24 protein-coding genes are annotated in these 26970 nt (G+C 54.3%); 5 read left to right on the forward strand and 19 right to left on the reverse strand.

The window, feature by feature from the left end:
• Positions 1–91: 91 nt before the first annotated feature.
• The 4 genes from OGV50_RS21585 to cecR are packed head-to-tail and all read right to left on the reverse strand — an operon-like array spanning position 92 to position 4616.
• On the reverse strand, positions 92–1225 hold the full coding sequence (locus tag OGV50_RS21585) for an ABC transporter permease (RefSeq protein WP_012133183.1): 1134 nt from the start codon (positions 1223–1225) through the stop codon (positions 92–94).
• Entirely contained in the window at positions 1218–2954 is a 1737-nt protein-coding gene (locus tag OGV50_RS21590) for an ATP-binding cassette domain-containing protein (protein WP_112002203.1), read from the reverse strand. Before OGV50_RS21590 ends, OGV50_RS21585 begins: the two co-directional genes overlap by 8 nt.
• Entirely contained in the window at positions 2947–3942 is a 996-nt protein-coding gene (hlyD, locus tag OGV50_RS21595; RefSeq protein ID WP_200092205.1) for a secretion protein HlyD, read from the reverse strand. The genes OGV50_RS21590 and hlyD overlap by 8 nt, the downstream gene beginning before the upstream one ends.
• Complete coding sequence (cecR, locus tag OGV50_RS21600; protein WP_071259642.1) at positions 3939–4616, reverse strand: transcriptional regulator CecR; 678 nt, start codon at positions 4614–4616, stop codon at positions 3939–3941. The genes hlyD and cecR overlap by 4 nt, the downstream gene beginning before the upstream one ends.
• A gap of 229 nt (positions 4617–4845) precedes the next feature.
• On the opposite strand from cecR, the gene rhlE reads away from it, so the two are divergent.
• Positions 4846–6213, forward strand: coding sequence for an ATP-dependent RNA helicase RhlE (gene rhlE / locus OGV50_RS21605; protein WP_286488759.1), 1368 nt, complete (start codon positions 4846–4848; stop codon positions 6211–6213).
• 96 nt (positions 6214–6309) lie between these two features.
• Positions 6310–8487 (forward strand): ATP-dependent DNA helicase DinG, encoded by a 2178-nt coding sequence (dinG, locus tag OGV50_RS21610; RefSeq protein ID WP_200092207.1) that lies wholly within the window; start codon positions 6310–6312, stop codon positions 8485–8487.
• On the opposite strand, the gene OGV50_RS21615 is transcribed toward dinG, so the two are convergent.
• The 5 genes from OGV50_RS21615 to OGV50_RS21635 all read right to left on the reverse strand — a co-directional run bounded on the left by OGV50_RS21615 (position 8474) and on the right by OGV50_RS21635 (position 13849).
• The gene (locus OGV50_RS21615; RefSeq protein WP_115615344.1) at positions 8474–8977 is read right to left on the reverse strand and encodes a fimbrial protein; all 504 of its coding nucleotides are present in this window, start codon (positions 8975–8977) and stop codon (positions 8474–8476) included. The two genes, dinG and OGV50_RS21615, sit on opposite strands and share 14 nt — an antisense overlap.
• Positions 8978–8982: 5 nt before the next feature.
• Positions 8983–9972 carry a fimbrial protein gene (locus OGV50_RS21620; protein ID WP_049011137.1) on the reverse strand — a complete coding sequence of 330 codons (990 nt, stop codon included), beginning with the start codon at positions 9970–9972 and terminating at the stop codon, positions 8983–8985.
• A gap of 22 nt (positions 9973–9994) precedes the next feature.
• Positions 9995–12538 carry a fimbria/pilus outer membrane usher protein gene (locus tag OGV50_RS21625; protein WP_286488760.1) on the reverse strand — a complete coding sequence of 848 codons (2544 nt, stop codon included), beginning with the start codon at positions 12536–12538 and terminating at the stop codon, positions 9995–9997.
• Positions 12539–12568: 30 nt separating this feature from the next.
• Positions 12569–13243: a fimbrial biogenesis chaperone gene (locus OGV50_RS21630; RefSeq protein ID WP_199971389.1), complete on the reverse strand. Its 675-nt coding sequence runs from the start codon at positions 13241–13243 to the stop codon at positions 12569–12571.
• 69 nt (positions 13244–13312) lie between these two features.
• Positions 13313–13849 carry a fimbrial protein gene (locus OGV50_RS21635; RefSeq protein ID WP_047457960.1) on the reverse strand — a complete coding sequence of 179 codons (537 nt, stop codon included), beginning with the start codon at positions 13847–13849 and terminating at the stop codon, positions 13313–13315.
• A gap of 253 nt (positions 13850–14102) precedes the next feature.
• Here OGV50_RS21635 and ybiB point away from each other — a divergent pair, with 253 nt between their 5' ends.
• The gene (ybiB, locus tag OGV50_RS21640; RefSeq protein WP_286488762.1) at positions 14103–15071 is read left to right on the forward strand and encodes a DNA-binding protein YbiB; all 969 of its coding nucleotides are present in this window, start codon (positions 14103–14105) and stop codon (positions 15069–15071) included.
• 121 nt (positions 15072–15192) lie between these two features.
• On the opposite strand, the gene ybiJ is transcribed toward ybiB, so the two are convergent.
• From ybiJ to mcbA, 3 genes are all read right to left on the reverse strand, one after another.
• A complete protein-coding gene (gene ybiJ, locus OGV50_RS21645) occupies positions 15193–15453 on the reverse strand; it encodes a DUF1471 family protein YbiJ (protein WP_012133170.1) in 261 nt (86 codons plus the stop codon).
• A gap of 287 nt (positions 15454–15740) precedes the next feature.
• Complete coding sequence (locus OGV50_RS21650; protein WP_047457957.1) at positions 15741–16007, reverse strand: DksA/TraR family C4-type zinc finger protein; 267 nt, start codon at positions 16005–16007, stop codon at positions 15741–15743.
• A 192-nt stretch (positions 16008–16199) separates the two neighbouring features.
• Positions 16200–16460, reverse strand: coding sequence for a DUF1471 family periplasmic protein McbA (gene mcbA / locus OGV50_RS21655; RefSeq protein WP_012133167.1), 261 nt, complete (start codon positions 16458–16460; stop codon positions 16200–16202).
• Between the two features lie 287 nt (positions 16461–16747).
• Here mcbA and rlmF point away from each other — a divergent pair, with 287 nt between their 5' ends.
• Positions 16748–17674 carry a 23S rRNA (adenine(1618)-N(6))-methyltransferase RlmF gene (gene rlmF, locus OGV50_RS21660; protein ID WP_047457955.1) on the forward strand — a complete coding sequence of 309 codons (927 nt, stop codon included), beginning with the start codon at positions 16748–16750 and terminating at the stop codon, positions 17672–17674.
• On the opposite strand, the gene ybiO is transcribed toward rlmF, so the two are convergent.
• From ybiO to rhtA, 6 genes are all read right to left on the reverse strand, one after another.
• Positions 17671–19905, reverse strand: a complete 2235-nt coding sequence (ybiO, locus tag OGV50_RS21665) for a mechanosensitive channel protein (protein ID WP_200092212.1) — start codon at positions 19903–19905, stop codon at positions 17671–17673. The genes rlmF and ybiO overlap by 4 nt on opposite strands.
• Before the next feature lie 118 nt (positions 19906–20023).
• Positions 20024–20746 (reverse strand): glutamine ABC transporter ATP-binding protein GlnQ, encoded by a 723-nt coding sequence (gene glnQ, locus OGV50_RS21670; protein ID WP_012133163.1) that lies wholly within the window; start codon positions 20744–20746, stop codon positions 20024–20026.
• Positions 20743–21402, reverse strand: coding sequence for a glutamine ABC transporter permease GlnP (gene glnP / locus OGV50_RS21675; RefSeq protein WP_012133162.1), 660 nt, complete (start codon positions 21400–21402; stop codon positions 20743–20745). The genes glnQ and glnP overlap by 4 nt, the downstream gene beginning before the upstream one ends.
• 95 nt (positions 21403–21497) lie before the next feature.
• Positions 21498–22244, reverse strand: a complete 747-nt coding sequence (gene glnH, locus OGV50_RS21680) for a glutamine ABC transporter substrate-binding protein GlnH (RefSeq protein ID WP_012133160.1) — start codon at positions 22242–22244, stop codon at positions 21498–21500.
• 364 nt (positions 22245–22608) lie between these two features.
• Positions 22609–23112: a DNA starvation/stationary phase protection protein Dps gene (gene dps, locus OGV50_RS21685; RefSeq protein ID WP_012133159.1), complete on the reverse strand. Its 504-nt coding sequence runs from the start codon at positions 23110–23112 to the stop codon at positions 22609–22611.
• A 305-nt stretch (positions 23113–23417) separates the two neighbouring features.
• On the reverse strand, positions 23418–24302 hold the full coding sequence (rhtA, locus tag OGV50_RS21690; protein ID WP_012133156.1) for a threonine/homoserine exporter RhtA: 885 nt from the start codon (positions 24300–24302) through the stop codon (positions 23418–23420).
• Positions 24303–24655: 353 nt separating this feature from the next.
• Between rhtA and ompX the strand changes: the two genes are divergently transcribed.
• Entirely contained in the window at positions 24656–25171 is a 516-nt protein-coding gene (gene ompX, locus OGV50_RS21695; RefSeq protein ID WP_012133153.1) for an outer membrane protein OmpX, read from the forward strand.
• 134 nt (positions 25172–25305) lie between these two features.
• On the opposite strand, the gene OGV50_RS21700 is transcribed toward ompX, so the two are convergent.
• On the reverse strand, positions 25306–26892 hold the full coding sequence (locus OGV50_RS21700; protein WP_200092215.1) for a phosphoethanolamine transferase: 1587 nt from the start codon (positions 26890–26892) through the stop codon (positions 25306–25308).
• Positions 26893–26970: the final 78 nt, after the last annotated feature.

Below are 26970 nucleotides of genomic sequence, written 5' to 3' on the forward strand. Positions count from 1 at the left end.
GCATGCCATGCCGGATGACGGCGGCGCCTTATCCGGCCTACAAAATATGTGGTCGTAGGCCTGATAAGCGAAGCGCCATCAGGCAGAAAACTTAATCCAACCGGCGTTTGGTCTTCATCCACGTCAGGCCGATAAACATGGCTGCCGAAGCGATTAAAAATAACGTATTAACGATCAACACAATGGGGATGTTCCCCGCCAGAAACAGGCTTTGCAGGGTGCTGACGAAATAGCGCGCCGGAATAATGTAAGTCACCGCGCGGATGACGGCAGGCATACTGTCTATCTGGAAAATAAAGCCTGACAGCATAATCGACGGTAAAAAAGCGGCGTTCAGCGCGACCTGCGCGGCGTTAAACTGGTTACGGGTAATGGTGGAAATCAGCAGTCCCATTCCCAGCGTACTGAGCAGAAACAGGCTGGTGATAAGAAACAGAATCACCAGCGAGCCGCGCCAGGGCACGCCAAGAATAAACACCGACACCAGCATACACAGCAGCATCGCCAGCATACCGAGGAAGTAGTAGGGGATCAGTTTGCACAGCAACAACTCTGCGCGCGTCACCTCGGTCGAGAGCAGGGCCTCCATCGTTCCGCGTTCCCACTCGCGCGCAACCACCAGCGAAGTGAGAATGGCGCCAATCACCGTCATGATAATGGTGACCGCGCCGGGAATGATAAAGTGCTGGCTGATGGCCGCCGGGTTAAACCAGTAGCGGGTCTGCACGTCGATCAGCGGTTCAAATTCCTCCCCACGATCTTCAGCTCGCTGCATTTGCCAGATCTGCCAGACCCCCTCCACGTAACCCTGCACGAAGTTGGCGGTGTTCGGTTCGCTGCCGTCGGTGATAACCTGTATCGGCGCGGTGTCATTCTCTCGCGCCATTTTTTGCGCAAAATCGACCGGGATCACCACCAGCCCGCGAATGCGCCCGGCCTGCATTTTCTCAATAAGCTCATGGCGGCTATCGCTGATGGTGGCGTCGATATACGGCGAACCGGTCATGGCGTGGGTGAAATCCAGCGCCTCCTCGCTCTGTTGTTCGAGCAGAATGCCGACCCGCAGCTTGCTGGAGTCAAGGTTAATCCCGTAGCCAAAAATAAACAGCAACAGCAGCGGGATCACCACGGCGATCAGCCAGCTACTGGGATCGCGGATAATCTGACGCGTCTCTTTCACGCACAGCGCGCGTACGCGCCGCCAGGAGAGCAGGGCGTTACTCATGAGCATGCTCCTTATCCCAGTCGTGAATGAGCGTGATAAAGGCCTGCTCCATCGTCGGGTCCGGCGTGTCGTCGTCTGCCGCCTGCGCTTTCAGATCGTCCGGCGTCCCGCTGGCGATCAGCTTGCCGCGATAAACCAGCCCGATACGGTCGCAGTATTCCGCTTCGTCCATAAAGTGGGTGGTGACCATCACCGTGACCCCTTTTTCTACCATGCTGTTGATGTGCAGCCAGAACTCACGGCGGGTGAGGGGATCGACGCCGGAGGTGGGTTCGTCGAGAAACAGAATGTCGGGCTCATGCATCAGCGAACAGGCCAGCGCCAGACGCTGTTTAAAACCGAGCGGCAGCGCATCCGTCGCATGAGAGGCGATGCTTTTCAGGCCGAAGGCTTCGCTCATGCGGGTGATTTTTTCGTTTTGCGCCCGGCCTCGCAGGCCATAAACCCCGGAAAAAAAACGCAGGTTTTGCTCTACCGTCAGGTTGCCGTACAGGGAAAATTTTTGCGCCATATACCCTAAATGCTGGCGCGCCTTGCCGGAGCTGACTTTCAAATCCATATCCAGCACCAGCGCTTTGCCGGAAGTTGGCACCAGCAAACCGCACATCATCTTGAACGTGGTGGATTTCCCCGCGCCGTTGGGGCCGAGCAGACCGAAGATTTCTCCGCGCTCAACGGCGAAGTTAACGTGGTCGGTGGCGGCGAAGTCGCCGAATTTTTTGGTCAGTTCTTTGGCCTCAATGACCGTCTCACCCGGCGTGCCGTCAACGGTATGCAGGATCGCGCCGAGCGGAGACTCCGACGTACCCGCGCCGCCAAGCAGGTCGATAAAAGCATCTTCAAAGCGCGGCGTGGTGTCGTTAATCGTTATCTCCGGCATCCCTTCGGCCCGGCGGATATCCTCTGCGGTAGCCTCTTTTTTCAGGATCAGCCGTACCGATTTCCCCTGAATCATACCGTCGCTGACCTGCGGCAGTTTCAACGCGCGTTGCAGGAGCTTGCGGTTATTCTCCTGCGGGCTGCTCATTAAGAAACTGCGTCCTGCCATGGTCTGCGTTAGCTTAGTCGGTTCGCCCTGATACAGCAACTCTCCTTCGTTCATCAGCAGCACGTCGCGACATTGTTCGGCTTCGTCCAGGTATGACGTACTCCACAGGATAAGCATGCCGTCACCCGCCAGTTCATGCACCATTTGCCACAGTTCGCGACGGGAGATGGGGTCAACGCCGACGCCCGGTTCGTCAAGCAGCAGCACTTTCGGCTCGCCGACCAGCGTACAGGCCAGCCCGAGTTTTTGTTTCATCCCGCCCGAGAGCTTGCCTGCCAGCCGTTTGGTGAAGGGGCCGAGGGCGGTAAATTCCAGCAGACGGGCAAACGTTTTTTGCCGTTCTTCGCCCGTTACGCTGCGTAAATCCGCATAGAGATTGAGATTCTCCATCACGGTCAGATCTTCATACAGACCAAATTTTTGCGGCATGTAACCGAGCACTGCATGCAATTCACTGTCGTTTTTGATCGGATCGAACCCGATCACCGACGCGCTGCCGCTATCGGGCTTGAGCAGCCCTGCCAGCATCCGCATCAACGTGGTTTTGCCTGCGCCATCCGGCCCGACCAGACCCGTGACATAACCGGCGTGGATCGTACAGTCGAGCGGGGCGACCGCCGGTTTTTCCATTCCGGCGAAGCGCTTCACCAGGCCGTTTAACGTAATGACGGCGTCATTCATGCCGTGCCTCGTCGCTGAACGTCAGCGTCACCGGCATTCCCTGGCGCAGCGCATCGTCCGCGTCAGTCACCACAATGCGCAGTCGATAGACCAGGTCTGTGCGCAGATCCGGCGTTTCAACGGTTTTCGGGGTGAATTCAGCGGTCGGCGATACGAAGCCGATTTTGCCGTGGTAAGGCTTGTCAGGGCGGCCATCGGTGTAGAGTAAAATTTCGCGGCCGGGCTGCGCCTGGCTGAGGTTGCGTTCATCCACGTAGGCGCGAACCCATACCGGACGAGTCAGCGACAGCGTCAGCACGGTGCTGCCTGCGTTGAGCATACTGCCGGGCTCTACCGCGCGGGTTAACAGCGTACCGTCAGAGGGGGCGATCAGCGTTGTATCCTGTAAATCGAGTTCTGATTGCGCCAGCTGCGCCTGCGCCTGTTCGAGGCTGGCTTTTGCCTGGGCGATATCCTGCTGGCGGTTACCGGTACGGTACTGGCTCAATTTGTCCTGTGCGGATTTCAGCTGCGCCTGCGCCTGATCGCGGGACGATCGGGCGTTTTCCAGGTCGTTGGCGGAGATCGTGCGGCTTTTCCACAATCCCTGCTGGCGCTGATAAAAGTTCTGCGCATAATCAAATGCGGCCTGCGCCTGTTTTACGGCGGCAGCGGCCTGGGCTATCTCTTCATCGCGATACCCCGCGAGCATCAGATCATACTGCGCCTGGGCGACGGAGACGCCTGCTTTAGCCTGCATCAACGCGTTCTCGTACGGGACTTTATCCAGCACGCCCAATACCTGCCCGGACGTAATGGCGTCGCCTTCGTCAACGGCCAGCGAAGCCAGCCGGCCTCCGACGCGAAAACTCATATTGACGGTGCGAATATCCACATTGCCGTAGAGCGTCAGCCCGTTATCCTGCCGACTCTGATACCACCATGTACCTCCGGCAAGCACGGCGGCCAGCGCCGCGACAGCCAGTGCGATAACGACAGGTTTTTTCATTGCTCCTGACTCCTTTGCGTTAAGCCTTGCAGAATGAGATCGATATGACAGGTGATCGTCTGGTAAATCTGTTCTGTTTTCTCTTCATCAAACGTTGACCAGCCGGTACGCAGCAAAATGGTTTCTTTTCCCAGGCGGAAGGCCAGCACTTCGCCCAGCAGCGCGTGCGTGTGGAGAATGGTTTGCGTATCTCCCGGATCGCGGCCGGTATACCCCGCAATCAGGCGCGTCAGATGCGTGTGAAGGGGGTTGAGAACCTGATCGTGTACCCGTTGATAAGCCGCCGTCGGGGAGAGCTGCTCGCGCGAAATAAATTTGCTCAGGTTGACCGTGTCGTCCTGGGTTAACAGCATGATCATATTTTTGCAGGCGCGCAGGATCAGCTCACGCATTGCGGCGCGATCGGGCTGCGGCTGGGCGAACAGTCGTTCCGCTTCCTCGGCATGAGGGCGAAACTGGGCGCCGATGAAATCGGCTATCCACTGGGCGCAGGCGAGGTATAAATCCTCTTTGGAGCCAAAATAGTAAGTGATGGCGGCGATATTTTGTCCGGCCTGGGCGGCAATGTCGCGCGTGGTGGCATGGAGGCCGTATTCGCCAAACTGCGCCAGCGCAGCGGCGATAAGCTGGCTTTTGGCCTGTTCGCCTTTCGTCGTCATGGTTGGGGTATTCATCGCGCAACCCAATTCTTAATCAATCGATTGATTAAGATTATGACCGATAATTGTTCTTGTCCAGTGTGGTGGTTTATTTTGTTTTTTCCAGTCACGGGGATAATTTATGCGGTATGTCACAAAAACTGCTACACTCCGCCCCTTCATGACATTGTGGTTTTTGTCATCCCTCTTGTGAGTATCTCCCTGAAAACTACACCGGTAACGGTCGGGGCGGTTCGGAGTAGTTATGTCTTTTGATTCCCTTGGGTTGAATCCTGATATTTTGCGCGCGATTGCCGAGCAGGGTTACCGTGAACCTACCCCTATTCAGCAGCAGGCGATCCCTGCGGTGCTGGAAGGCCGCGACCTGATGGCCAGCGCCCAGACGGGGACGGGTAAAACAGCCGGTTTTACGCTGCCGCTGTTACAACATCTGATCACGCAGCAGCCGCACGCGAAGGGCCGTCGCCCGGTACGCGCGTTGATTCTGACGCCGACCCGTGAGCTGGCGGCGCAAATTGGCGAAAACGTCCGGGATTACAGTAAATACCTGAACATTCGCTCTCTGGTCGTGTTTGGCGGCGTCAGCATTAACCCGCAGATGATGAAACTGCGCGGCGGCGTTGACGTGCTGGTGGCAACACCGGGGCGTTTGCTCGACCTGGAACATCAAAACGCGGTGAAGCTGGATCAGATTGAGATTCTGGTGCTGGATGAAGCTGACCGTATGCTCGACATGGGCTTTATCCACGATATTCGCCGCGTGCTGGCAAAACTGCCGCCGAAGCGCCAGAACCTGCTGTTCTCCGCCACATTCTCCGATGACATTAAAGCGCTTGCTGAAAAGCTGTTGCATAACCCGCTGGAAATTGAAGTGGCGCGCCGTAATACCGCTTCTGAGCAGGTGACCCAGCACGTTCATTTCGTGGATAAAAAACGCAAGCGCGAACTGTTGTCGCAGATGATTGGCAAAGGCAACTGGCAGCAGGTGCTGGTCTTTACCCGTACCAAACACGGCGCCAACCATCTGGCGGAACAGCTGAATAAAGACGGCATTCGCAGTGCGGCGATCCACGGTAATAAATCTCAGGGCGCGCGTACCCGCGCACTGGCTGATTTCAAATCCGGCGATATCCGCGTCCTGGTGGCGACCGACATCGCGGCGCGCGGGCTGGATATCGAAGAGCTGCCGCATGTGGTGAACTATGAGCTGCCAAACGTCCCGGAAGATTACGTGCACCGTATCGGCCGTACCGGTCGTGCCGCCGCGACCGGCGAAGCGTTATCGCTGGTCTGCGTTGATGAACACAAACTGCTGCGCGATATCGAGAAGCTGCTGAAAAAAGAGATCCCGCGCATCACCACGCCGGGTTATGAACCGGACCCGTCAATTAAAGCGGAGCCGATTCAGAACGGTCGCCAGCAGCAGCGTGGCGGCGGTGGTCGCGGCCGAGGCCAGGGTCAGGGACAGGGCGGAGCAGGCCGTGCCCAGCAACCGCGTCGCAATGATGGCGGGGCGCCGAAAGCCAAACCGCGCAGCGGAGAAGGTAAGCCAGGCGGCGATAAACCGCGTCCGCCGCGCCGCCCGCGCCGCCCGCGCAGACTGGCGGATTAATTGCGAGCCCGGCCGAAAGGTCGGGCTTTTCTTTTTGCGACCCGCGCCAGAAAGTGCCACAATAGTGGCTGTTTATACAGTATTTCAGGTTTTCTCATGGCATTGACCGCTGCGCTTAAAGCGCAAATCGCCGCCTGGTATAAGGCGCTTCAGGAGCAGATCCCCGACTTTATCCCCCGTGCGCCGCAGCGGCAGATGATTGCCGATGTCGCCAAAACGCTGGCGGGTGAAGAAGGGCGTCATCTGGCGATTGAGGCGCCGACCGGGGTCGGGAAAACCCTCTCTTACCTTATTCCCGGTATCGCCATTGCCCGCGAAGAACAAAAAACGCTGGTGGTGAGCACCGCCAACGTGGCGTTGCAGGATCAGATCTACAGCAAAGATCTCCCGCTGTTGCGCAAAATCATTCCTGACTTGCGGTTTACCGCCGCGTTTGGTCGTGGGCGCTATGTTTGCCCGCGTAATCTGGCGGCGTTGGCCAGCAGCGAACCGAATCAACAGGATCTGCTCGCGTTTCTGGATGACGAACTGACGCCGAATAACCAGGAAGAGCAAAAGCGCTGCGCCAGGCTAAAGGGCGATCTTGACAGCTACAAATGGGACGGGTTGCGCGATCATACCGATATCGCCATTGACGACGCGCTCTGGAAGCGCCTGAGCACCGATAAAGCCAGTTGCCTGAACCGCAATTGCCATTACTACCGCGAATGCCCTTTTTTTGTCGCCCGACGGGAAATCCAGGAAGCTGAAGTGGTGGTGGCGAACCATGCGCTGGTGATGGCGGCGATGGAGAGCGAAGCGGTGCTGCCGGAGCCGAAAAATCTTCTGCTGGTGCTGGACGAAGGCCACCATCTGCCGGATGTCGCGCGCGACGCGCTGGAGATGAGCGCTGAGATCTCCGCCCCCTGGTATCGCCTGCAACTGGATCTGTTCACTAAGCTGGTGGCGACCTGCCTGGAACAGTTCCGCCCGAAAACCACGCCGCCGCTGGCGAATCCTGAGCGCCTGAATGCGCACTGCGAAGAGTTGTACGAACTGATTACCTCGCTCAACAACATCCTGAATCTGTATATGCCCGCGACGCAGGACGCTGAGCACCGCTTTGTGATGGGCGAGTTACCGGATGAGATCATGGCGATCTGCCAGCGGCTGGCGAAGCTGACGGAAATGCTGCGTGGGCTGGCGGAGCTGTTCCTTAACGATCTCAGCGAGAAAACCGGCTCGCACGATATTGTGCGCCTGCACCGGGTGATTTTGCAGATGAACCGCGCGCTGGGCATGTTTGAGGCGCAAAGCAAGCTCTGGCGGCTGGCGTCGCTGGCGCAGTCTTCCGGTGCGCCGGTCTCTAAGTGGGCCACGCGGGAGGCGCGCGATGGGCAGATACACGTCTGGTTCCACTGTGTGGGCATTCGCGTCAGCGATCAGCTTGAAAGGCTGCTCTGGCGCAGCGTGCCGCATATTATTGTAACATCGGCGACCCTGCGTTCGCTTAACAGCTTCTCGCGCTTGCAGGAGATGAGCGGCCTGAAGGAGAAAGCGGGCGATCGCTTTGTGGCGCTGGACTCCCCCTTTAATCATGTGGAGCAGGGTAAAATTGTCATTCCGCAAATGCGCTATGAACCGTTGATTGATAACGAAGAGCAGCATATTGCGGAGATGGCGGCCTATTTCCGTCAGGCGCTGGAAAGCAAAAAACACCACGGCATGTTGGTTTTGTTTGCCAGCGGACGGGCGATGCAGCGCTTTCTGGAGCATGTGACCGATTTGCGTCTTTTGCTGCTGGTTCAGGGCGATCAGCCGCGCTATCGCCTGGTGGAACTGCACCGTAAGCGGGTGGCGAACGGCGAGCGCAGCGTGCTGATTGGCCTGCAATCTTTTGCCGAGGGGTTGGATCTGAAAGGCGACCTGCTGACTCAGGTGCATATTCACAAGATTGCGTTTCCTCCCATCGACAGCCCGGTGGTGATCACCGAAGGCGAGTGGCTGAAAAGCCTGAATCGCTACCCGTTTGAAGTGCAGAGCCTGCCAAGCGCGTCGTTTAACCTGATCCAGCAGGTGGGCCGTTTGATTCGTAGCCACGGCTGCTGGGGAGAGGTGGTGATTTACGACAAGCGTCTGTTAACCAAAAGCTACGGGCAGCGTTTGCTGAATGCGCTCCCGGTATTTCCGATTGAACGCCCGGAAGTGCCGGAGGTAAAAAAACGCCCGACAAAAGTGGTTGCCGGGCGTAAAAAAAGCATCCGTGCGAAGAGGCGCGCTCCTACTGATAGGTAAACGTGACCTGTATAACGCTATCGAACGAGCCCGCGCTGACGGGCATGGACGTGGCGTAATAGCGGGCGGCTAACGGGAAAGTGGCCGTGTGATCGCTTTGGTTTATCAGCACGTTAAAGCTTGCCTGCGGGGCGATGAGAATATTGTCCTGCCGATCGGTCAACTCCAGCGCAAGCCCTTTCGCGCTGCCGCTGTTGGCAAATTTGGTCGGGTGTACGCTATCGGCCTGTCCGTAAAAAAACGCGTTGGCCAGCGTGAGTGTTTTTGGGCAATGCGTTACTTCCAGGGAAAACGCTTTCCATTCGCCGGTATCGCCTACGTCTTTGAAATCACTCGATGACGCCTGCCCTAAATCGACGGTTAAATCTTTACTGGCGCTGTCCACGGAGCAGGTGTTGGCATAGATATTACCCACCATTTGCACCTGGATATCATCTGCGCAGGCATACGTCATCAGACCTGCGGTGAGTAAGAAAACCATTTTTTTCATTGCGATCACTTATAGGCCAGCGTAATCGTGGCGACGGTATTTGCCGGGCCTGGCGTAACGTCGTCGCTGATTTGCTCATAGCGGACCTGGAACGGAATATCCAGCGTTTCGTTGGCTTTTGCCTCGCTTTGCGTGTTGACGTAGTTGTCGAAGGTGGCGATATTGCCATCAAACAGCATTCTGACGCCGACGCCGGTCGCCATCCCACTTTGCTGAGTCAGTTTCATCACGCCGGCAAAACCCGATTCGTAGCCATTCGCACTGGTGATCTTCACTTCAGGCTGTACGGTGGAATTACAGTTGACCGTAACGTTAAAATTCTGTGCTGGCATCGAGAGGGTGCCTACTCCCATAAAATCACTGATCGGAAAGTCGCCCAGATTGACGGTCAGGTTTTTCGGTAACACGGAGCAGGTTACGGTTTCGAGATCCACATTGCCGGCATAGGCAATGTGGTTAGGACTCCCGATACCTTCGTGACCAAACACGCCAATCCCAAACTCTGTTTGCGCCTGCACCAGTGTACCGGAGGTCACGTCACTGCCGGTTTTCACCAGCTCAAGCGTGACGTTGAAGTTAAATGACTGCTGCCCATCGCTGGATACATAACCGATCGGCGTGCCGCGTGAATCGCACTGTACGCCGCCTGCGCCGCTGATCCGCTGGCCTTGCTCGTTCATCAGCGCGATGCCAACGCCGGGCACCCCGGAGTCGTACACCCCTCTCAGGCCTGGTATCTCAGCGCCTGTTCCATAATAGCAGGAGACAATTTCCAGACCGCTATCAATACTTTGATCGCACTGTCCGGCAACGTGTACGGTTTGCTCTGTTCCTGGAATGGTCTCACCAATCGCCAGCGTCGTCGGTACGGAAACAGATGCCACGTTGATCATTTTGGGCATATCCGGCGTTGTGCAGGCCGCCTTTGCATGCGGCATAAACAAGGCTGCGCTGGCCAAAATCAGGAGGAAAAAACACTGTTTAATCATTTGCATAATGTTGAGTCTGCATGGTGAATCAATGACACTGCGCGGCAGCGTTAATGATGCTGGTTTTATGTCTCTCATCCGTTAGCGTGTACTCTGCGACGCAGTGTTCGCTGGCATCCTGACCCCACGACACGAAGAGCGTTCCGTGCTGAGGTAAACCGGAGAGATAAGTCTGACCGCCGTTGTCAACAATAAACTCGCTGTCTTTATCGTCGGTGGTGACGGTTGCGCCAAAGGGCAACGGCTTACCGTTTTGCGTGAGCATCATTAAAACCCTGCTGCCCACGCGGGTGTTAAAGCTGGCGCGGACTACCGCGCCGCGCGTTGGGGTTACTATTCGCGCGGCATGGGTTACGTCGGCATCGTCTGGCAGTGTTTCTGTGTCCAGGGCAATCGTGTTGTGGCGGTAGGCTGATACAAATGGCACAACGGTATAGCCGCGAAAATCGGTTTTGACGCCGGTCTGATTGGTAATGTGCGTGCCATGTGTTCCCGGTGCTTTCACCAGCGCGATGGTTTCACCGAGCGGTTGCGTCAGAGTGATGCCGTTGGCGTGCGCCACAACGCCGCCTTGCAGACCCACATTAACGCTCCGTTGATGGCTGTCCTGGCTGACGCCGCCGCTCACTTCGCCATAGGTTCCTTTGTAATCGGCATTCATACTGGTTGAGTTGCCGCTTCCGGTATTGCTCACGCCTTCCTGGATATTCCAGTTCAGGTTGTCTTCGGCCAGAGCAGTACCGTTAAGGCCAATGTTTTGCGTGGTGCCGTCTTGACTGTTGTTCAGGTTGTACGTCGCCCAGGTGTTGTGCATCCAGTGGTCGAGTGGAACCGAAACGCTCAGCGCGAACTGGTTGTCATGGGTAACGGACTCACCGTTTTCATCGCTGTCGCTGGTGTTTTTGTTCATGCTGTAACTCAGGCTATAGCTCACGCCATGCCAGCTGTTGTTGTAGCTGAGGCTCATGGAGGTCATATCCTGGCGCTGGCTCCAGTAGGTCTCTTTGACCAGACTCAGCGTAAAAGACCCCCAGCTCTCGCCGAGCGTCTGATCGACAGTGGCTTCGGTACGCGCTCGGCGCTGCTGCGGGGCGGACCAGTCGCTGGCGCGGGTATAGGACTCCATTGTGTCTTCCAGGGTGTAAAAACCCTTACTGTTATAGCGATACCCGGCCAGGGAAAAGTTGGTGCCGGCGCCTGCAAAATCTTTGCTGTAACGCACGCGCCATGACTGCCCTGTGCTGGCCTGCTGCTGTTTCAGCAATGCTTTGGCCCGCGTGACGTCGACAGAAAACGCGCCTAAATCCCCCAGGTTTTTCCCGGTGCCGATCGCCTGCGACTGGTAATGGCGGCTTTGCTGTACGCCGCCATAGGCGGTAAAACCATAAGGTAGGCCATAGATTGCGCTCCCCTGAGCAAATGGAGTTTGCTCGACGTCTTTGTCATAGGCGCGATAGCGACCGGCAGTTACGCTATAGCGCAGGTTTTTTTCACGCTGCAACACGGGTACGGAGGCGTAGGGCACCACGAAATGGCTTTCGCTGCCGTCCGTCTCTTTGACGGTGACCTGCAAGTCGCCGCTGCTGCCCGTCGGGTAGAGATCGTTAATTTCAAATGCGCCTGGCGCTACGGTGTTCTGATAAATGACGTAGCCGTTCTGACGAACCATCACCAGGGCGTTACTGTGTGCGGTGCCACGGATAATCGGCGCATAGCCTTTTTCGCTATCCGGCAGCATGTCGCTGTCGGAATTGAGTTGTATGCCGGTATAAGGCACGCTGTCGAACACGTCCGCCGGAGAGGCGCTTTGCCCTACCGTGAGATCGCTTTTCATCGCCACGATATCGCGCTGCGCGTAGGTATAAACAGACGAGAATTTCTGCTGTTCGTCATGGCCCGTGACGTTACGATTCCAGGTTGAGTAATTGCGCACGCGCCAGGCGCCGATGTTGAACCCGGGACGCAGGTTGACATACTGGCTGCTGTTATCCTGTTCACCCTGTCGGCGGACGTCGCTCTGACTGGCGTTGGCGCTGTAGTTCAGTAGACCGGCGGTAATGCCTTCATCGAACGTTTTTGGGTCGATATAACCGCGCGGAATCTGGCCCAGCGCTGACTGAGGAATACTGAGCAATAGCTGCTGGTTGCGCACGCGAAACGTGGCGGAGGCGGCGGGGATGGCGCTTAAATCTGCACATTTTCCTTGTGCCATGAGCTTCGGAAACGCCTTCGTTTTAATGCCGAGACTCTTTAAATCATCCAGGCTGAAACAGGGCTGGAGTGAACGGTTGCCCTTAACATCTTTCTGTAATTTAAATGTGACATCGCGGGTGTCGACTTTATTATTATCAATAAAGATTGATACCTGGTATTTTCCTGGTGCTTGTCCTGGACCTTTTTCATATACCGATAAATCGGTTTTTTCCTGTCGGGGATTATCAATATCCAGGAGCGCCGGGTTAAAATAATCATCTGCTCGCGTTTGCTGCGCAAAACAGAACACTGCCAGGCCACATAGCAGGGGCAGCAGTGTGAATAATTTGCAGGAAAACGGCTTCTTATCGCGGTACATGATTATTTTAATTGCCTGTGCGCCGTTATCTTAATGGACAGGCTTAGACCAGGTTCGGCTGATGCTGCCGTAATCAGTAATAATGGAATAGGTCACGGTGTCACCGTCAGTATTGGCGGGCAGAGCCATGTGGGTTGCCGTTTCAGGTACTGCCCAGGTCGCTTTACTGATTTTATGACCATTAATCATCACGCTCTGGAAATTCATATAAAACGGCGTCGGGTTATTGACGACCAGATCGTGACCTTCACGATGCCATTCCAGTTTGTCAGCAACCTCTTCTGGCTTACCTTTCACGGAGGATGGGCGATACAATAATTTAATACGCGTGTTGATCGCGATTTGCAGGGTATTTACCCCCTCAACGTGTTTTGAGGATGGAATAGCCTTGATATTCAGCCAGTACAGCGATTCACGATCCTCAGGCAGATTGCCGCCTGTGCGAATAACCCGCAGAACGTTGTCTTCTTTCGCATTCAGGCGAAACAGCGGCGGCGTAATCAGAAAGGGGGTGTTGCCCGGATTTTTACTGCCGGAATCGACCCAGGATTGTACCAGATAGTCCGTTGAATCTGGGTTTGAAAGACCAAGCGAGGATTCCTTTTTGTCTCCCTGGTAAACAAGACGGGTGCCGTTAATAATAACGCCAGCATGCGCTGTCGCTGCTACCAGAAAAAGAGTGCTCAGTAAATAACCGTGACGCATAAATATTTCTCAGCATGAATAAAAGATATTAGCCCTGAAGAAAGGGCTAATATCTTCGGATGGATAATATCAGTTATAGATAACGGTAAAGGTAGATACGGAATTTGCCGGGCCGGCCGTAACGGCAGCCTGAGTCTGAATATAACGCGCTGCAAATTCCAGATCGTTTACCGTGCTTCCTGCCGTCAGTGGATATTGACGGGAAGGGGTATATAAGCTGACGGGTTGCTCTGACGAGTCGAGCAACTGAATTGCCACACCGGTAGCCGTCTCCGTGTCTGGCGTTAATGCCAGGGTCGTGCTGTTATCCGTATCCGGCGTACCGCCAAAATTAATGGCGGCAGAGGTCACCGTTTCCGGGCAGTCTTTTAGCTGAATATCGAATTTCGTTGGTGTGCTGGTAGAGCCTGCGCCAGAAAATACGGTTTTAGACACTCTGCCCAACTCGACATTTAGCGGATTACTTAACCCATTAACGACCTGACAAGCGGAGTCAATGATTTCACCCGTAAAGTTAATCTGACCTTCGCCATTTGTTGCCGCAAATGCGGATGCGGAACATCCTACTGTTGCAGCGATGAATAAACCTAAAGCAACCTTGTTCATCATAAATCCTGGTGTATAAGTGGTGAAAACCAGCCTGGACGTTTTCACCGTGGACCTTCAATAACTCTTCGCCAGATATTTAATCAGATTGTTTACGGATTAGAATCGTGTATAAAAATCACAAATATTTGAACTAATGCTTGCGTTTTAATAATTACTACAAAAACAGGTGATTGATGGCTGAGATAAAAAACTAACGGCCGGGTCTCCAGAGGGGCTATATTGTTAAAAAAATGTCGCAGTGGAGAATGTCATGGATTATCGCAAAATCATCAAAGAGGTCGGCCGAGGTAAAAATCATGCCCGCGACCTGGATCAGGATACCGCGCGCGGCCTGTATACCCATATGTTGAATGGCGATGTGCCCGAACTGGAAATGGGCGGCGTGTTGATCGCGTTGCGTATTAAAGGGGAAGGCGAAGCGGAGATGCTGGGCTTTTATGAAGCCATGCAGAACCACACGATTACGCTTACGCCGCCGGTCGCCAAACCGATGCCGATTGTCATCCCCAGTTACAACGGGGCGCGCAAACAGGCGAACCTGACGCCGTTGCTGGCGATTCTGCTGCATAAACTGGGCTTTCCGGTGGTGGTACATGGCGTAAGCGAAGATCCGACGCGCGTACTGACGGAGACCATTTTCGAACTGATGGGGATTGCGCCGACGCTGCACGCCGGTCAGGCTCAGGCGAAGCTGGATGGGCACGAGCCGGTGTTTATTCCTGTCGGTACGCTGTGCCCGCCGCTGGAAAAACAGCTGGCAATGCGCTGGCGGCTGGGCGTGCGTAACAGCGCGCACACGCTGGCGAAGTTAGCGACGCCGTTTGCGGAAGATGCCGCCTTGCGGTTGTCCAGCGTCTCGCACCCGGAGTACGTTCCGCGCGTCGCGAAATTTTTTGCCGACATCGGCGGGCGCGCTTTGCTGATGCACGGCACGGAAGGGGAGGTGTATGCCAATCCACAGCGTTGCCCGCAAATCAGCCTGATCGACCGTTCCGGCGTGCAGGTGCTTCAGGATCGCCAGAGCGAGATGCCCGACGAGCCGGTGCCGCTGCCTGCGGCAAAAGACCCGGAAACCACCGCCCGCTGGATTGAGCGCTGCCTGGCGGGAAGCGAGCCGATCCCGGCTTCCCTGAAAATTCAGATGGCGTGCTGCCTGGTGGCTACGGGAGAAGCGGCGACGTTAACGGAAGGGCTTGCGCGGGTAGCGCAGCATTTTTAAACGTCAGGCAAAAAAAAGCCCGTCCAGTGGCGGACGGGCGAACAAGGGTAACACAGGTTCAATGAGGGTTGGAGCAGTGTGTCTGTCGGCAAACAGACGGGTATAACAGAAACACGTGAAATTATTTGTAGATAACAGCGGTGCCGCTCATTTTGTTGTTGTTGGTTGCGGAAGTGATGCTATAACCGGTTGCGCCGGCAGCTGCCGCTTTCTCAGCCAGTTTCGCTTCCAGGCCATCCAGAGTGGTGGCGCCTTCCGCAGAAACAACACCGATTTTATTCATGCTTTGCGCCTGGGAAGCCGTTACCGGCTCGGCAGCGAAAACGCCAAATGAAAGGGTAGACAGAGCGATAGCAGCAACAGCATATTTGATATTTTTCATGATTAATCTCTCGCAGGTTATTCTTGTGTAGTAAGACGTTGTTCCGTCGATGTGATAAGTATCACGGTTTTTTGCGGGAGATAAAATCGAATAGAATTGACGTCATCCATCAAATAATTTGAATGACAAATAACTTATTGATTATTAATAAATTCAAAACATGGATTTACGCTTCTTGCCGTTTCACTTTACAGAAGAGAGAGTAACGGCACATTTTGCCACGCAGAAGGTGAAAAAGCATGAGAGTAAAAGAACATGCTTACGCTGTTGTTTTACGTAAAGAAAAGTTAGCGTAACTGGCTATCTTTCGATCCTCTGCGATTATATCCTGAGAATGTTGCGTTATGTAAATCTTTCTCCTGCTGGCAGGCAATGCATAGCCTCACTCCCGGAACGGCTTTACGCCGCGCTTCCGGGATAGGATCGCCGCACTCTTCACATTCATACAGGCTTTCGCCTTGAGGAATTTCGCCGCGAGCGCGGGCGACAGCATCTTCAATAGTATTGTTGATTTGTTCATTAACGGCGTCGTCGTTCGCCCACCCGGATGCCATATACCGGTTCCTCCCCCTTTATTCCACACGGTAAGTGTAGTGAATATGGGGTCAAAAATCGTACAGTCAATAGCGCAGAAGTAGGCCGGTACATCAGTCAGCGAAAAACACCAGTGAATGAAAAAGACGGGGGGACGTTTTCCATGCTAAGGAAAACTGCATTCGGTGGGAATGCAGTTACCTGGTAGGGGGTTATTTGTAGATAGTGGCAGTGCCATACATTTGGTTATCGCCACCGGCAGAATTGACGACAAAACCTTTGGCGCCTTGTTCACGCGCTTTTTCTGCCAGTTTATTTTCAAGTTCGCTCAGCGTCGTCGCGCCCGTCGCCGAGACGGTCCCGGCGGGTCTGAGCTGGCCTGCTTCTGAGCTGCTAAGCGGCTGCGCGGCGAATGCACTAAAACTCATGCCAGTGAGCAGAGCAGCAGCCAGTACGGTGAGGCATTTTTTCATAACGGCATCCTCTTAGAAACAACAGGTGGTGCCTCATAAGTTTAGGACGTTGATGACGCAAAATTAACGCAAAAAATTGATTATGATGTGCTTGTTTTTTGAACGATATTTTTTGACGAATATTGACAAATCAATGACATACAGATTGTTGATTTTCCAGGATTTTGTCGCTAAGCGCTGCGGAGCGACCCGTGTTCGTCTGCGGTATAAGCGGGCTTTCTCCGTCAGGTTTGTTTACCGCGTTGCGTTATGCGAGTATCTTACGCCGCTGCTAAAAGGAGAATGCCATGTCTGCCCAGAAACCGGGATTGCACCCACGTAATCGCCATCATCATCGTTACGATCTCGCGACGTTATGCCAGGTCACGCCAGAACTGGCGCAATTTCTTACCCGTACGCCTGCGGGTGAGCAAAGCGTTGATTTCGCGAATCCTCTGGCAGTCAAGGCGCTCAATAAAGCGCTGCTGGCGTATTTTTATCAGGTGGCAAACTGGGATATTCCCGAAGGCTTTCTGTGCCCGCCGGTGCCAGGCCGCGCCGATTATATTCACCATCTGGCGGATCTGCTGGGCGAAACCACAGGCGCGATTCCGGCGGATGCGAGCGTGCTGGATGTGGGGACAGGAGCGAACTGCATTTACCCGCTTATCGGCGTGCATGAATACGGCTGGCGCTTTACCGGCAGCGAAGTCCATGCGCAGGCGCTGGCCAGCGCCCAGGCGATCATCAGCGGCAACCCAGGCTTAACCCGATCGATTCGTCTGCGTCGGCAGAAAGATCCTGCGGCAATCTTCAACGGCATCATTCATAAGAATGAACAGTATGACGCCACGCTGTGCAATCCGCCGTTCCACGATTCGGCGGCTTCTGCCCGTGCGGGAAGTGAGCGCAAACGTCGCAATCTGGGGCAGGATAAAAACGATGCCCTGAATTTTGGCGGCCAGCAGCAGGAACTCTGGTGCGAAGGCGGGGAAGTGGCGTTTATCAAAACGATGATCGCGGAAAGCCAGGCTTTTGGCCGCCAGGTAATGTGGTTCACCACGTTAGTGTCGCGCGGCGAAAATTTGCCGCCGCTGTACCGCGCGCTGACGGACGTCGGGGCGGTAAAAGTGGTCAAAAAGGAGATGGCCCAGGGGCAAAAGCAGAGTCGCTTTATTGCCTGGACCTTTATGGATGACGATCAGCGTCGCCGCTTTATGGCGCGTAAGCGCTAAAGCGTGGGTTCGCTCGGCGGCAGGGGGTCTGTCGCTGGCGCCTGACTGATCGTCGGTGCGGGCAGTACCTGATACGTTTGCACCGGCGCGCGAACGCCTGCCAGATCGAAATGTTTTTTCACCTGGCTGTCGAGCGCGAAGCGTACCGTCCACTGTTTTAAGGGCAAGGTGGTAAAGGAGACCCGCAGCGTAAAAGCGGTATTGGTCAGCCCGACGATCCCGGAGAATGACGGTTCTCCGATAATCAACCCGCGAATATCTTCCGTCTCCATCACCGCAGCCACCGCGTCCTTCAATGCCTGATTGGCTTTATCCGCATCTTCATGGCGATCCACGTCATAGTTAGCCACGACCGAACCAATGCCGCGCACAAAGTTCGCGAAGGTAGTAATCGAAGACCACGGAATAATGTGGTACGCCCCGGTATCCTGACGCACGCCTACCGAGCGAATCGACATTCGTTCCACCGTACCGGTCAGCGGGCCGATAGTCACCAGATCGCCGGTATTCATCCCATTTTCAAACTGGATGAATACGCCGGTAATTATATCTTTCACCAGCGTTTGCGAACCGAACGAAATCGCCAGCCCCAGCGCCCCGGCGCCGGCCAGTAAGGGGGCAATGTTCACGCCAATCTCTGACAGCACGATCATGATTGTGATTGTACTGATGATCACCGCCAGGGCGTTACGAAACAGCGTAAGCAGGGTTCGGGTACGCGCGCTGGGCAAGGGGCGGCCGTGAATATCTGACGCCAGGCGGTTCTCAATCAGGCTGGCGAGGATGGTCCATCCGACCGCAGAGAAAAAGAGGATCAGCGCAATGCGGATCAGAATATCGACGGTTTTTTCTCCCGCGCCGTTGTGCAGCCAGTTCCAGAAGTCGAATAACCCCCAGGCGTTGAGCAACAGCATGATCGCCACGCAAACCGTCAAGATTCGCGCGGCTTTCAGGGCGGTTGACAGCCAGCCGTTCAGCCGTTTTTGCAGCTCAGGATAGTTGCGCTGCGTAGGGGGCGACAGCGTAATGGTTTTGGCTATCCAGCGTGAGAACATGCCGGAAACAAACGCGGCGACACCGATAATGAGCAGGCTGCGTACCGTCGCGCCCATCATAAACTTCAGGCTGTTGCCCGGGTCGAACAATGAGAAGAAAAACAGCACGATAAAATAGGCGCTGGCCAGCCAGTGCCACACCAGCGCGAAGGCGCGAATAAACAGACTGAAAAAGGCCAGCGACCGTTCCGCGAGATTCAGCAGATGTTGGGTGATCTCTTTTTTGTTTTTGAAGATCAGATACAGCGCCCACAGCGTAATGCACAGCATGATGATGACGTTTGCCATCGCGCCGACCTGGACGTTGACCTGGTTGGAGATGATCGGTACGGCGACGATCAGACCATAGCCGATCAGGCTACTGAGCGAACTCAGACGGCGATTCCAGTAGCGCGCGCTGGCGTCCTGAATCGTGAACGGACGCAACTCCGCTACGTTAGAGCAAAAGATCAGGCGCAGAATGGCTTTGAAAAACTCAATCAGGGCAAACGCGTTCAGGAACAGACTTTGTTGAAAGGCGATGGTTCGGCTGCCGGCGTTCATTCTGTCGCTCAGTATCTGCCCGACAAACAGGGTCAACGCCAGCAGGAGCAGATCGATGATAAATGCGCCGATAATCATTGCGGGAAGCTGTAGCCAGTTGCTGCGGTCGCGATTTTTTTTGCGCGCCCACTGACCCATTTCGCGATACAGCGGCAGTGCGCAAAGTCGTATCAGCCAGTAAAAGACAAACACCGAGGCTGCCAGCATCAGGAAGTGGGTCAGGGCATTGGTAAATGTCTGCGTGTTAAACGGCTTATGCGGCGAGTCGGTGATGTTACGATAAAGCTGGGCAAAGCGCCCGGAGAGGGCTTCTCCGTAACGCCGGCTGATGTCGGTTACATTTTCCAGTACCGTTTTTTCTTCCGTAACCGTGGGCGGCGTTATCGTGGGGACGGGCTCTGGCGGCGGCGTGGCGGCGACTTTTCGTAGCTGGTCGATGAGCTCCTTGCGAGAGGTCTCGTTCTCCAGCACATCCGCCAGCGCCGCGTAGGCGGCTTTCTTTTGTTCGACATCGGGTTCAGCCGCAGGCGCGGCCTCCTGACTGCCTGAGGCGTCCGTTGTGACGCCGGGGATCGCGACCGCATGCGCGGGGGCGCCCAGCAGTAAAAAGAGGATGAACAGGATCCGCCGCATGACTCCTCCTGTGAGAAATATAAGCAAAAAGATAAGTATAGATGCTTAAAGGGGAGGGATTTGAAATGGGAGGATTCCGGGGAAATCCTCCCTTCCGGGCGGAAGGGAGGGGCATGCCTCAGGAAACGTGCTGCAAGAACTCCTGCAAACGCTGGCTGGGCGGATTTTCAATCAGGGTTTGCGGATTACCGTCTTCCGCAATGCGCCCTTTATCGATGAAAATCAGACGGGAGGCCACTTTCTCGGCAAAGCCGATTTCGTGGGTCACAATGACCATTGTCATCCCTTCTTCCGCCAGATCCTGCATGACTTTCAGCACTTCGTGACGCAGTTCCGGGTCCAGCGCGGAGGTCGGTTCATCAAACAGCATCATTTTCGGCTTCACCGCCAGCGCGCGGGCAATCGCCACACGCTGCTGCTGACCGCCGGAAAGTTCGGAAGGGTAGTGATGCGCGCGCTCTGCCAGCCCGACTTTCGCTAATAACTCTTTGGCCTGCTTTTCGGCATCTTCTTTCTTCGCGCCGCGCACGCGCAGTGGCCCGAACATGACGTTTTCCAACGCCGTCAGATGCGGGAAGAGATAGAACTGCTGGAACACCATGCCGGCTTCCTGACGGATTAACCGCTCATCCACCTTCGGGTCGTTCACTTTCAGACCATCAACAATCAACTCGCCGGACGTGATCTCTTCCAGTTTGTTGATGCAGCGCAGCAGAGTGGACTTCCCGGAGCCGGATGGCCCGATGATGACCACCACTTCACCCTGTTTGATGTTCAGATCAATATTGTGCAGCACCTGGGTTGGCCCAAAATGCTTGGAGACGTTTTTAAATTCAATCACAGGATTTTCATCCTTCTTTCCAGACGACGCAGAATGAAGCTCAGTACCAGCGTAATGATCAGATAGAACACCGCAACGGCACTCCAGATTTCCAGCGCGCGGAAGTTACCGGCGATGATTTCCTGCCCCTGACGAGTCAGTTCGGCGACGCCGATAACAATAAACAGCGAGGTATCTTTGATGCTGATAATCCACTGATTACCGAGCGGCGGCAGCATACGGCGCAGCGCGAGCGGTAAAATAACGTGGCGAATGGTTTCGCCGCGAGACAGCCCTAACGCCAGGCCCGCTTCGCGAAAACCTTTGTGGATAGACAGCACCGCACCGCGCGTGATTTCTGCAATGTACGCGCCCGAGTTAATCATGATGGTGACAACGGCGGCGCTGAAGGGATCAATTCGCAGATCGTTAAACGCCATCGGCAACGCGAAGTAGATAAACATCACCTGCACAACGATAGGCGTACCGCGAATCACTTCGATAAAGACCAGCGCAACGTGGTTGGCGATCCAACCACCAAAGGTGCGTGCAAAACCCGCAAGCAGCCCGATGACCAGGCCGCCAGCCAGACCAAGGATTGAAATCCACAGGGTCATTTTGGCGCCTTCAATCAATAGCGGGATGGCGGGCCAGATGGCACTCCAGTCAAACTCCATAAATTGTTCCTGTTACCGTGGTGAAAATACTCAAAGGCCTGTACGCCCGGTAAGCGCAAGCGCCACCGGGCGTAACGAGCTAAAATACAGCGTTATTATTTAGGTTCAGTACCGAACCATTTTTTGTAGATTTCGTTATAGGTGCCGTTTTCACGCAGCGTTTTCAGCGCGCCGTTCACTTTCTCACGCAGTTCGTCGCTGCCTTTCGGGAAGGCGATGCCGTATTGCTGCGCTTCCAGAGACTCACCTACCGCTTTGAACTGACCATTGCCCGCGGTTTTGATGAAATAGAGGATGTTTGGCGTATCGTGCAGAACGGCGTCCGCACGGTTGGTGCCCAGTTCCATGTAGGCGTTATCGATATTCGGGAACTGACGCAGATCTTTGGTTTTGATGTTTGCTTTCGCGTAATCGACAGAACCGGTGCCGCTCTTCACCGCAACCACTTTGCCGTCGAGGTCTTTCACGCTTTTCACATCGTTGTTATTGGCTTTCACCATGACCAACAGACCGCTTTTGTAATAGCCGTCAGAGAAGTCGATCGCTTTTTTACGTTCGTCGGTGATCGTGATGCCTGCCAGCGCCAGGTCGACGTTTTTGGTTTGCAACGCCGGGATGATGCCGCTGAAATCCATCGGTTTCAGGGTGTAGTCCAGATTCAGCTCTTTCGCGACAGCGGCCCACAGATCCACATCAAAGCCAACGTATTTGTCGCCCTGTTTGAATTCAAACGGAACGAACGCCGTGTCGGTTGCCACGACGAGTTTCTTATCCGCGGCGTGAGAAGACACCGCAAAAGCCAGGGTAAGTGCAGCCAGTGAAACTTTTAATACAGACTTCATAGCATTTCCTTTTATATCCACGGGGCGATCCCCTGCGAGAACATATGGCGTAATGAAAGAATCGTGCCAATTATGCAACTCATTGTTTTAAAAAGAAGGCATTTCATTTTAATGCACAATAAGCGTGGCAAAACTGACGGATTGCACCGTTTTGGGGCACTGATTTAGTGCAGACCGAATCAGGTGCAAACGGTATGACTATTTAGCGCAAAAATTGTTGCTAAAACAATCTCTCGTTAACGATTGTGTGAGGTGATTATTACAAATATTTTACTTTACGGCGGGGCGGAAGAAATTTGATGCACTATAAAAGTGCAAAACCCCCGCCGAAGCGAGGGTTCATAGGTCTTACTTATCATGCTGCTTATTCGATGTTGGCTTCGATGAACCACAGGAATTTATCGAGGTCGCGGGAAGCCGCGGTAAAGATATCAGCAGTGTCTTCGTCTTTGGCTTCGCTGATGGCTTTACGAACATCATTGGCGACAACAGAGTAACGATCCGCCAGCTCTTTCAGATGATCCTGAACGCTATGGATATCCAGCGGATAGCTTTTCAGCGGTGTTTTGCTGTTAATCACTTGCGTTGTCCCTAATGCCACGCCACCCAGCTGTACGGCACGCTCTGCCATGGTATCAAGGTGGTCGGTCAGCGCTGTACGGAAGCCATCCAGCATCTCATGTACGGCAATAAAGTTAGCACCGCGCATATTCCAGTGAGCCTGCTTAGTGATCAGTGACAGGTCAATGAACTGGATCACCTGACGATTCAGCAACTCAACCGTCGCTTTCTTATCGCTGTCTGATACATCGTTGCGGGTATAAAGCAGATTAGACGCTTTCGTTTTTACCAGTTTAGCGGTACTCATAATCTCATATCCTCTTGATGTTTTGTGTCCCAGGTAATTAACGAAACTAAGTATAGCACCGGTTTTTCATTTTGCTTTTCTGTCTGTGCCTATCACTTTAATAGCGCAGAAAGTGTTTAATATTGAAAATGATTAAAAATCAATACGTTATTAAATTAAGCGTCAGCATGTTAATAATTCTCATTCACTATGAGCGATAAACATAAATAGGTTTGCAGGCAGCAGAAAAATAGCGGAGATAATAATAATGAGAAGGATAAAAGCAATATTCTGCATGATTATGCAAATCATGCAGAATTGTAACGTTAATTAATGTCGACTTGCTGAATTTTCGTTTCCCGCCGGATGGTGAGCGTGGACCCCATCGAGGCGGCAATGATGGCGGCCAGGGCCAGAAGCTGCACCAGCGTCAGCGTTTCTCCCAGGAAAATCATCCCCGAAACGGCAGCCAGCGCGGGCTCCATGCTCATCAGCGTCCCAAACGTTCGCGTGGGCAGTCGCGTCAGCGCGATCATTTCCAGCGAGTAGGGCAGCGCCGTTGACAGCACGGCGACAGCCAGACCCAGCGGGAGAATCGACCAGTGCCATAATGCCTCTCCCGCCTGTAGCGCGCCAACCGGAACGAAAACGATCGCCGCAATGAGCGAGCCTACCGCCACGGTCGCGGGGCCGTGTTCTTCACCCGCCCGCTGCCCGGTCAGAATATAGATAGCCCAGCAGGCGCCTGCGCCGAGCGCCAGCGCGGCACCCGTTAAATCAACATGCGATACGCCCTGACCAAGCGGCAACAGGAACCAGAGTCCAAGCACGGCCAGCACAACCCAGATGAAATCGACAGGCCGTCTGGACGAGAACAGCGCGACCGCCAGCGGCCCGGTGAACTCCAGCGCAACGGCGATGCCGAGCGGCACTGTCTGAATCGACAGGTAAAACAGGTAGTTCATCCCGCCAAGCGACAGACCGTAAAACAGGAGCGGCAGCCGCTGTTCTCTGGCAAAGCGCAGACGCCAGGGCTTAAAGAACGCAATCAGGATTAGCGTGCCTAATGCCAGACGCAGTGCGGTAACGCCCGGCGCCCCGACGAGAGGGAACAGCGATTTCGCCAGCGAGGCTCCGCTCTGAATAGAGGACATCGCAATGAGCAAAACCAAAATAGGCAGCCAGACTGGCTTACGTGACGACCCCGGCATCCTTTCTCCTGTCAATTAATGTCAATAGAAGTAAAAAAGGCAGTGTAATAGAAATAACCTCTGACGGTTGAGTATTCGTTGAAAAAAAATCCCGGAGAATCCGTAAAATATCGATGAATTGATGGATTAATAAACTGCGTAATTAGGAATTATCTGGATGAATGTACCATATTGTGCGCGTAATAATGGTGCACTTCACCGGAAAAGTGATGTTATTTGAAAGAGATAGCGGGTTATGGAAATGTTCTGTTACACGAAAAGACCCGTTAGACATCGCGAATCGCAAAGAGTTTCTCATCAATTTTTGATATATTTATAACTTAGGATTTACTTGAAGCACATTTGAGGTGGTTATGAAAAAAATTGCATGTCTTTCAGCACTGGCCGCTGTTCTGGCTATTTCCGCAGGTACTGCTGTAGCTGCTACTTCTACCGTTACGGGTGGTTACGCTCAGAGCGATGCTCAGGGCGCAGCGAACAAAATGAACGGTTTTAACCTGAAGTATCGCTACGAGCAGGACAACAACCCGCTGGGCGTAATCGGTTCCTTCACCTACACAGAAAAAGATCGTACTAACGGTGCTGGCGATTACAACAAAACTCAGTACTACGGCCTCACCGCCGGCCCTGCTTACCGTCTGAACGACTGGGCAAGCATCTACGGTGTTGTTGGTGTGGGTTACGGTAAATTCCAGACTGCTGCCACCCCGGCTGACAAACACGACACCAGCGACTACGGTTTCTCCTACGGTGCCGGTTTGCAGTTCAACCCGATCGAAAACGTTGCGCTGGACTTCTCCTATGAGCAGAGCCGTATCCGTAACGTGGACGTCGGCACCTGGATCGCCGGTGTTGGTTACCGCTTCTAATCACTTCGGTGATATGAAAAATCCGCCCCTCGGGGCGGATTTTTTTGTCTGATGTGTAGGCCGGATAAGGTATTTATGCCGCCATCCGGCAATGCCTGATGGCGACGCTGAGGCGTCTTATCAGGACTACAGGTTTAGCGCTGTTTGGTACTAAAAATATCCGTACCCAGATGGTTGTAATCCACCTTCTGCAACTTGAAGTTGGTGATGAAGACCGGCCCGGCTTTCTGCTCAGAGATAAAACGGTATTTGGTTTTAATCTCTTTCGCGCTGATCCCCGTCCATTGCGAGAAAAAGCCTAAGAAATCATTTGCCGAGCGGCGCGCTTTAATCACGCGATGCGCTTTGTCATCGCTGGAAAGTACCATAAACGGCACCTGAAAATTCTGCTGATACCTGTCGTCATGCGCCAGATACTGCACCTCTTTCCCGCGCTCTTTAAATGCGAGGCCATGATCCGAGAAGTAGACCATAGAGAAGCTGTCGCCGCTGTTACGCAACTGCGCGTACAGTTTTCCCAGCAACGCGTCCGTTTGGGTCATAGTGTACAGGTAGCAAGAGGTCTCTTTCGACTGCACGAAAACGTCGTATTTTCCCTGCGTGCGATCGCAGGCCTGCGGGTGCGAGCCCATCAGGTGCAGCACGATTAACTGCGGCTGCGTGCGTTCTGTTTCCAGTACCTGAGCGGTCATTTTTAACAGCGCATCGTCACGCGTATTCTTGTCGGCTTCGAAGTCTCCGCTTTTCAGGAAGTGCGCTTCATCGGCTCGTTTCGCGATGCTGGCGATAGCCGTATCGTATTCGCCGATTTGCCCCTGATTCGAGAACCACCAGGTCTGGAAACCGGCACGGTTGGCCAGCGTCACGAAGTTATCCTGGAATTGCGGCTTGTTGTCGACCACGCGGTTGAGCGTTAAACCGAGCGATTTTTGCGTTGAGCCGCTGGCGGCAACGTAATCCATGAAAAAATAACCATTGGCGGTACTGGAAAACGGGGTGTTATCCCAGTGACCGCCGAATGCGCCCATTGCGTCACGCCGCGCGCTTTCACCGATCACCACCACGTAGGTATGGTATCGGGGCTTAACCGCAGTGACCGTCCAGGTATCCTTCATCCCGGATAGCTTCGCCATCCGCTCTTGCTCCTCAATCACCTCATTGTTGTTGACGATGACATCCTTCACGAAGCGAAAAACCGGGTAGCCGGTGTCTTTTAATTTAAACACGCCGCCCCACGCCAGGTTTTGCACCGGCGCGACAAAAAAGGCGATGACGCTGAACAGCAGACACACGCTGTCCACAACGCGCCAGGCTTTTTTCTCCGTCTCTTGCTTACGGCGAACGGCAATCACGCCCAGTGCAAAGATAAAGAGGCCTACCAGATAGTTGTACCACGGGAAGATGGTCAGGATTTCGGTGGACTCTTCCACGTTGGTCGAATGCAGCGCCAGCAGCGTATTAAAGTTTGGCGAGCCGTAGGCCTGGCCGAACGGGAAATACATGGCGGCGATCAGCGAGCATAGCCCGATCAACACCTTTTGCGCGCGCGGCGCGGCGCGCCAGAACAACAGCAATAGGCAGGTAAAGGCCGCTGTATAGAACAGGCTAAACGGGTAGCCCGACGCGAGGTTAATCAGCAGCGACTGTAAAAAGTAGAAGCCAGTCCACGGGCTAATGGCCCTGCTGCGGGCAATAAGCGAGTCTTTGAGGGTTAAATTCATATGCCACTATTGCAAAAACGCCATGTGCTCACCCTGGCGTTAAGGGTCAATACCTGCCGGAAAGTGCGTGAAGAGGGG

It is taken from the genome of Citrobacter sp. CK180, from assembly GCF_030333655.1.
Taxonomy (GTDB): Bacteria; Pseudomonadota; Gammaproteobacteria; order Enterobacterales; family Enterobacteriaceae; genus Citrobacter_B; species Citrobacter_B koseri.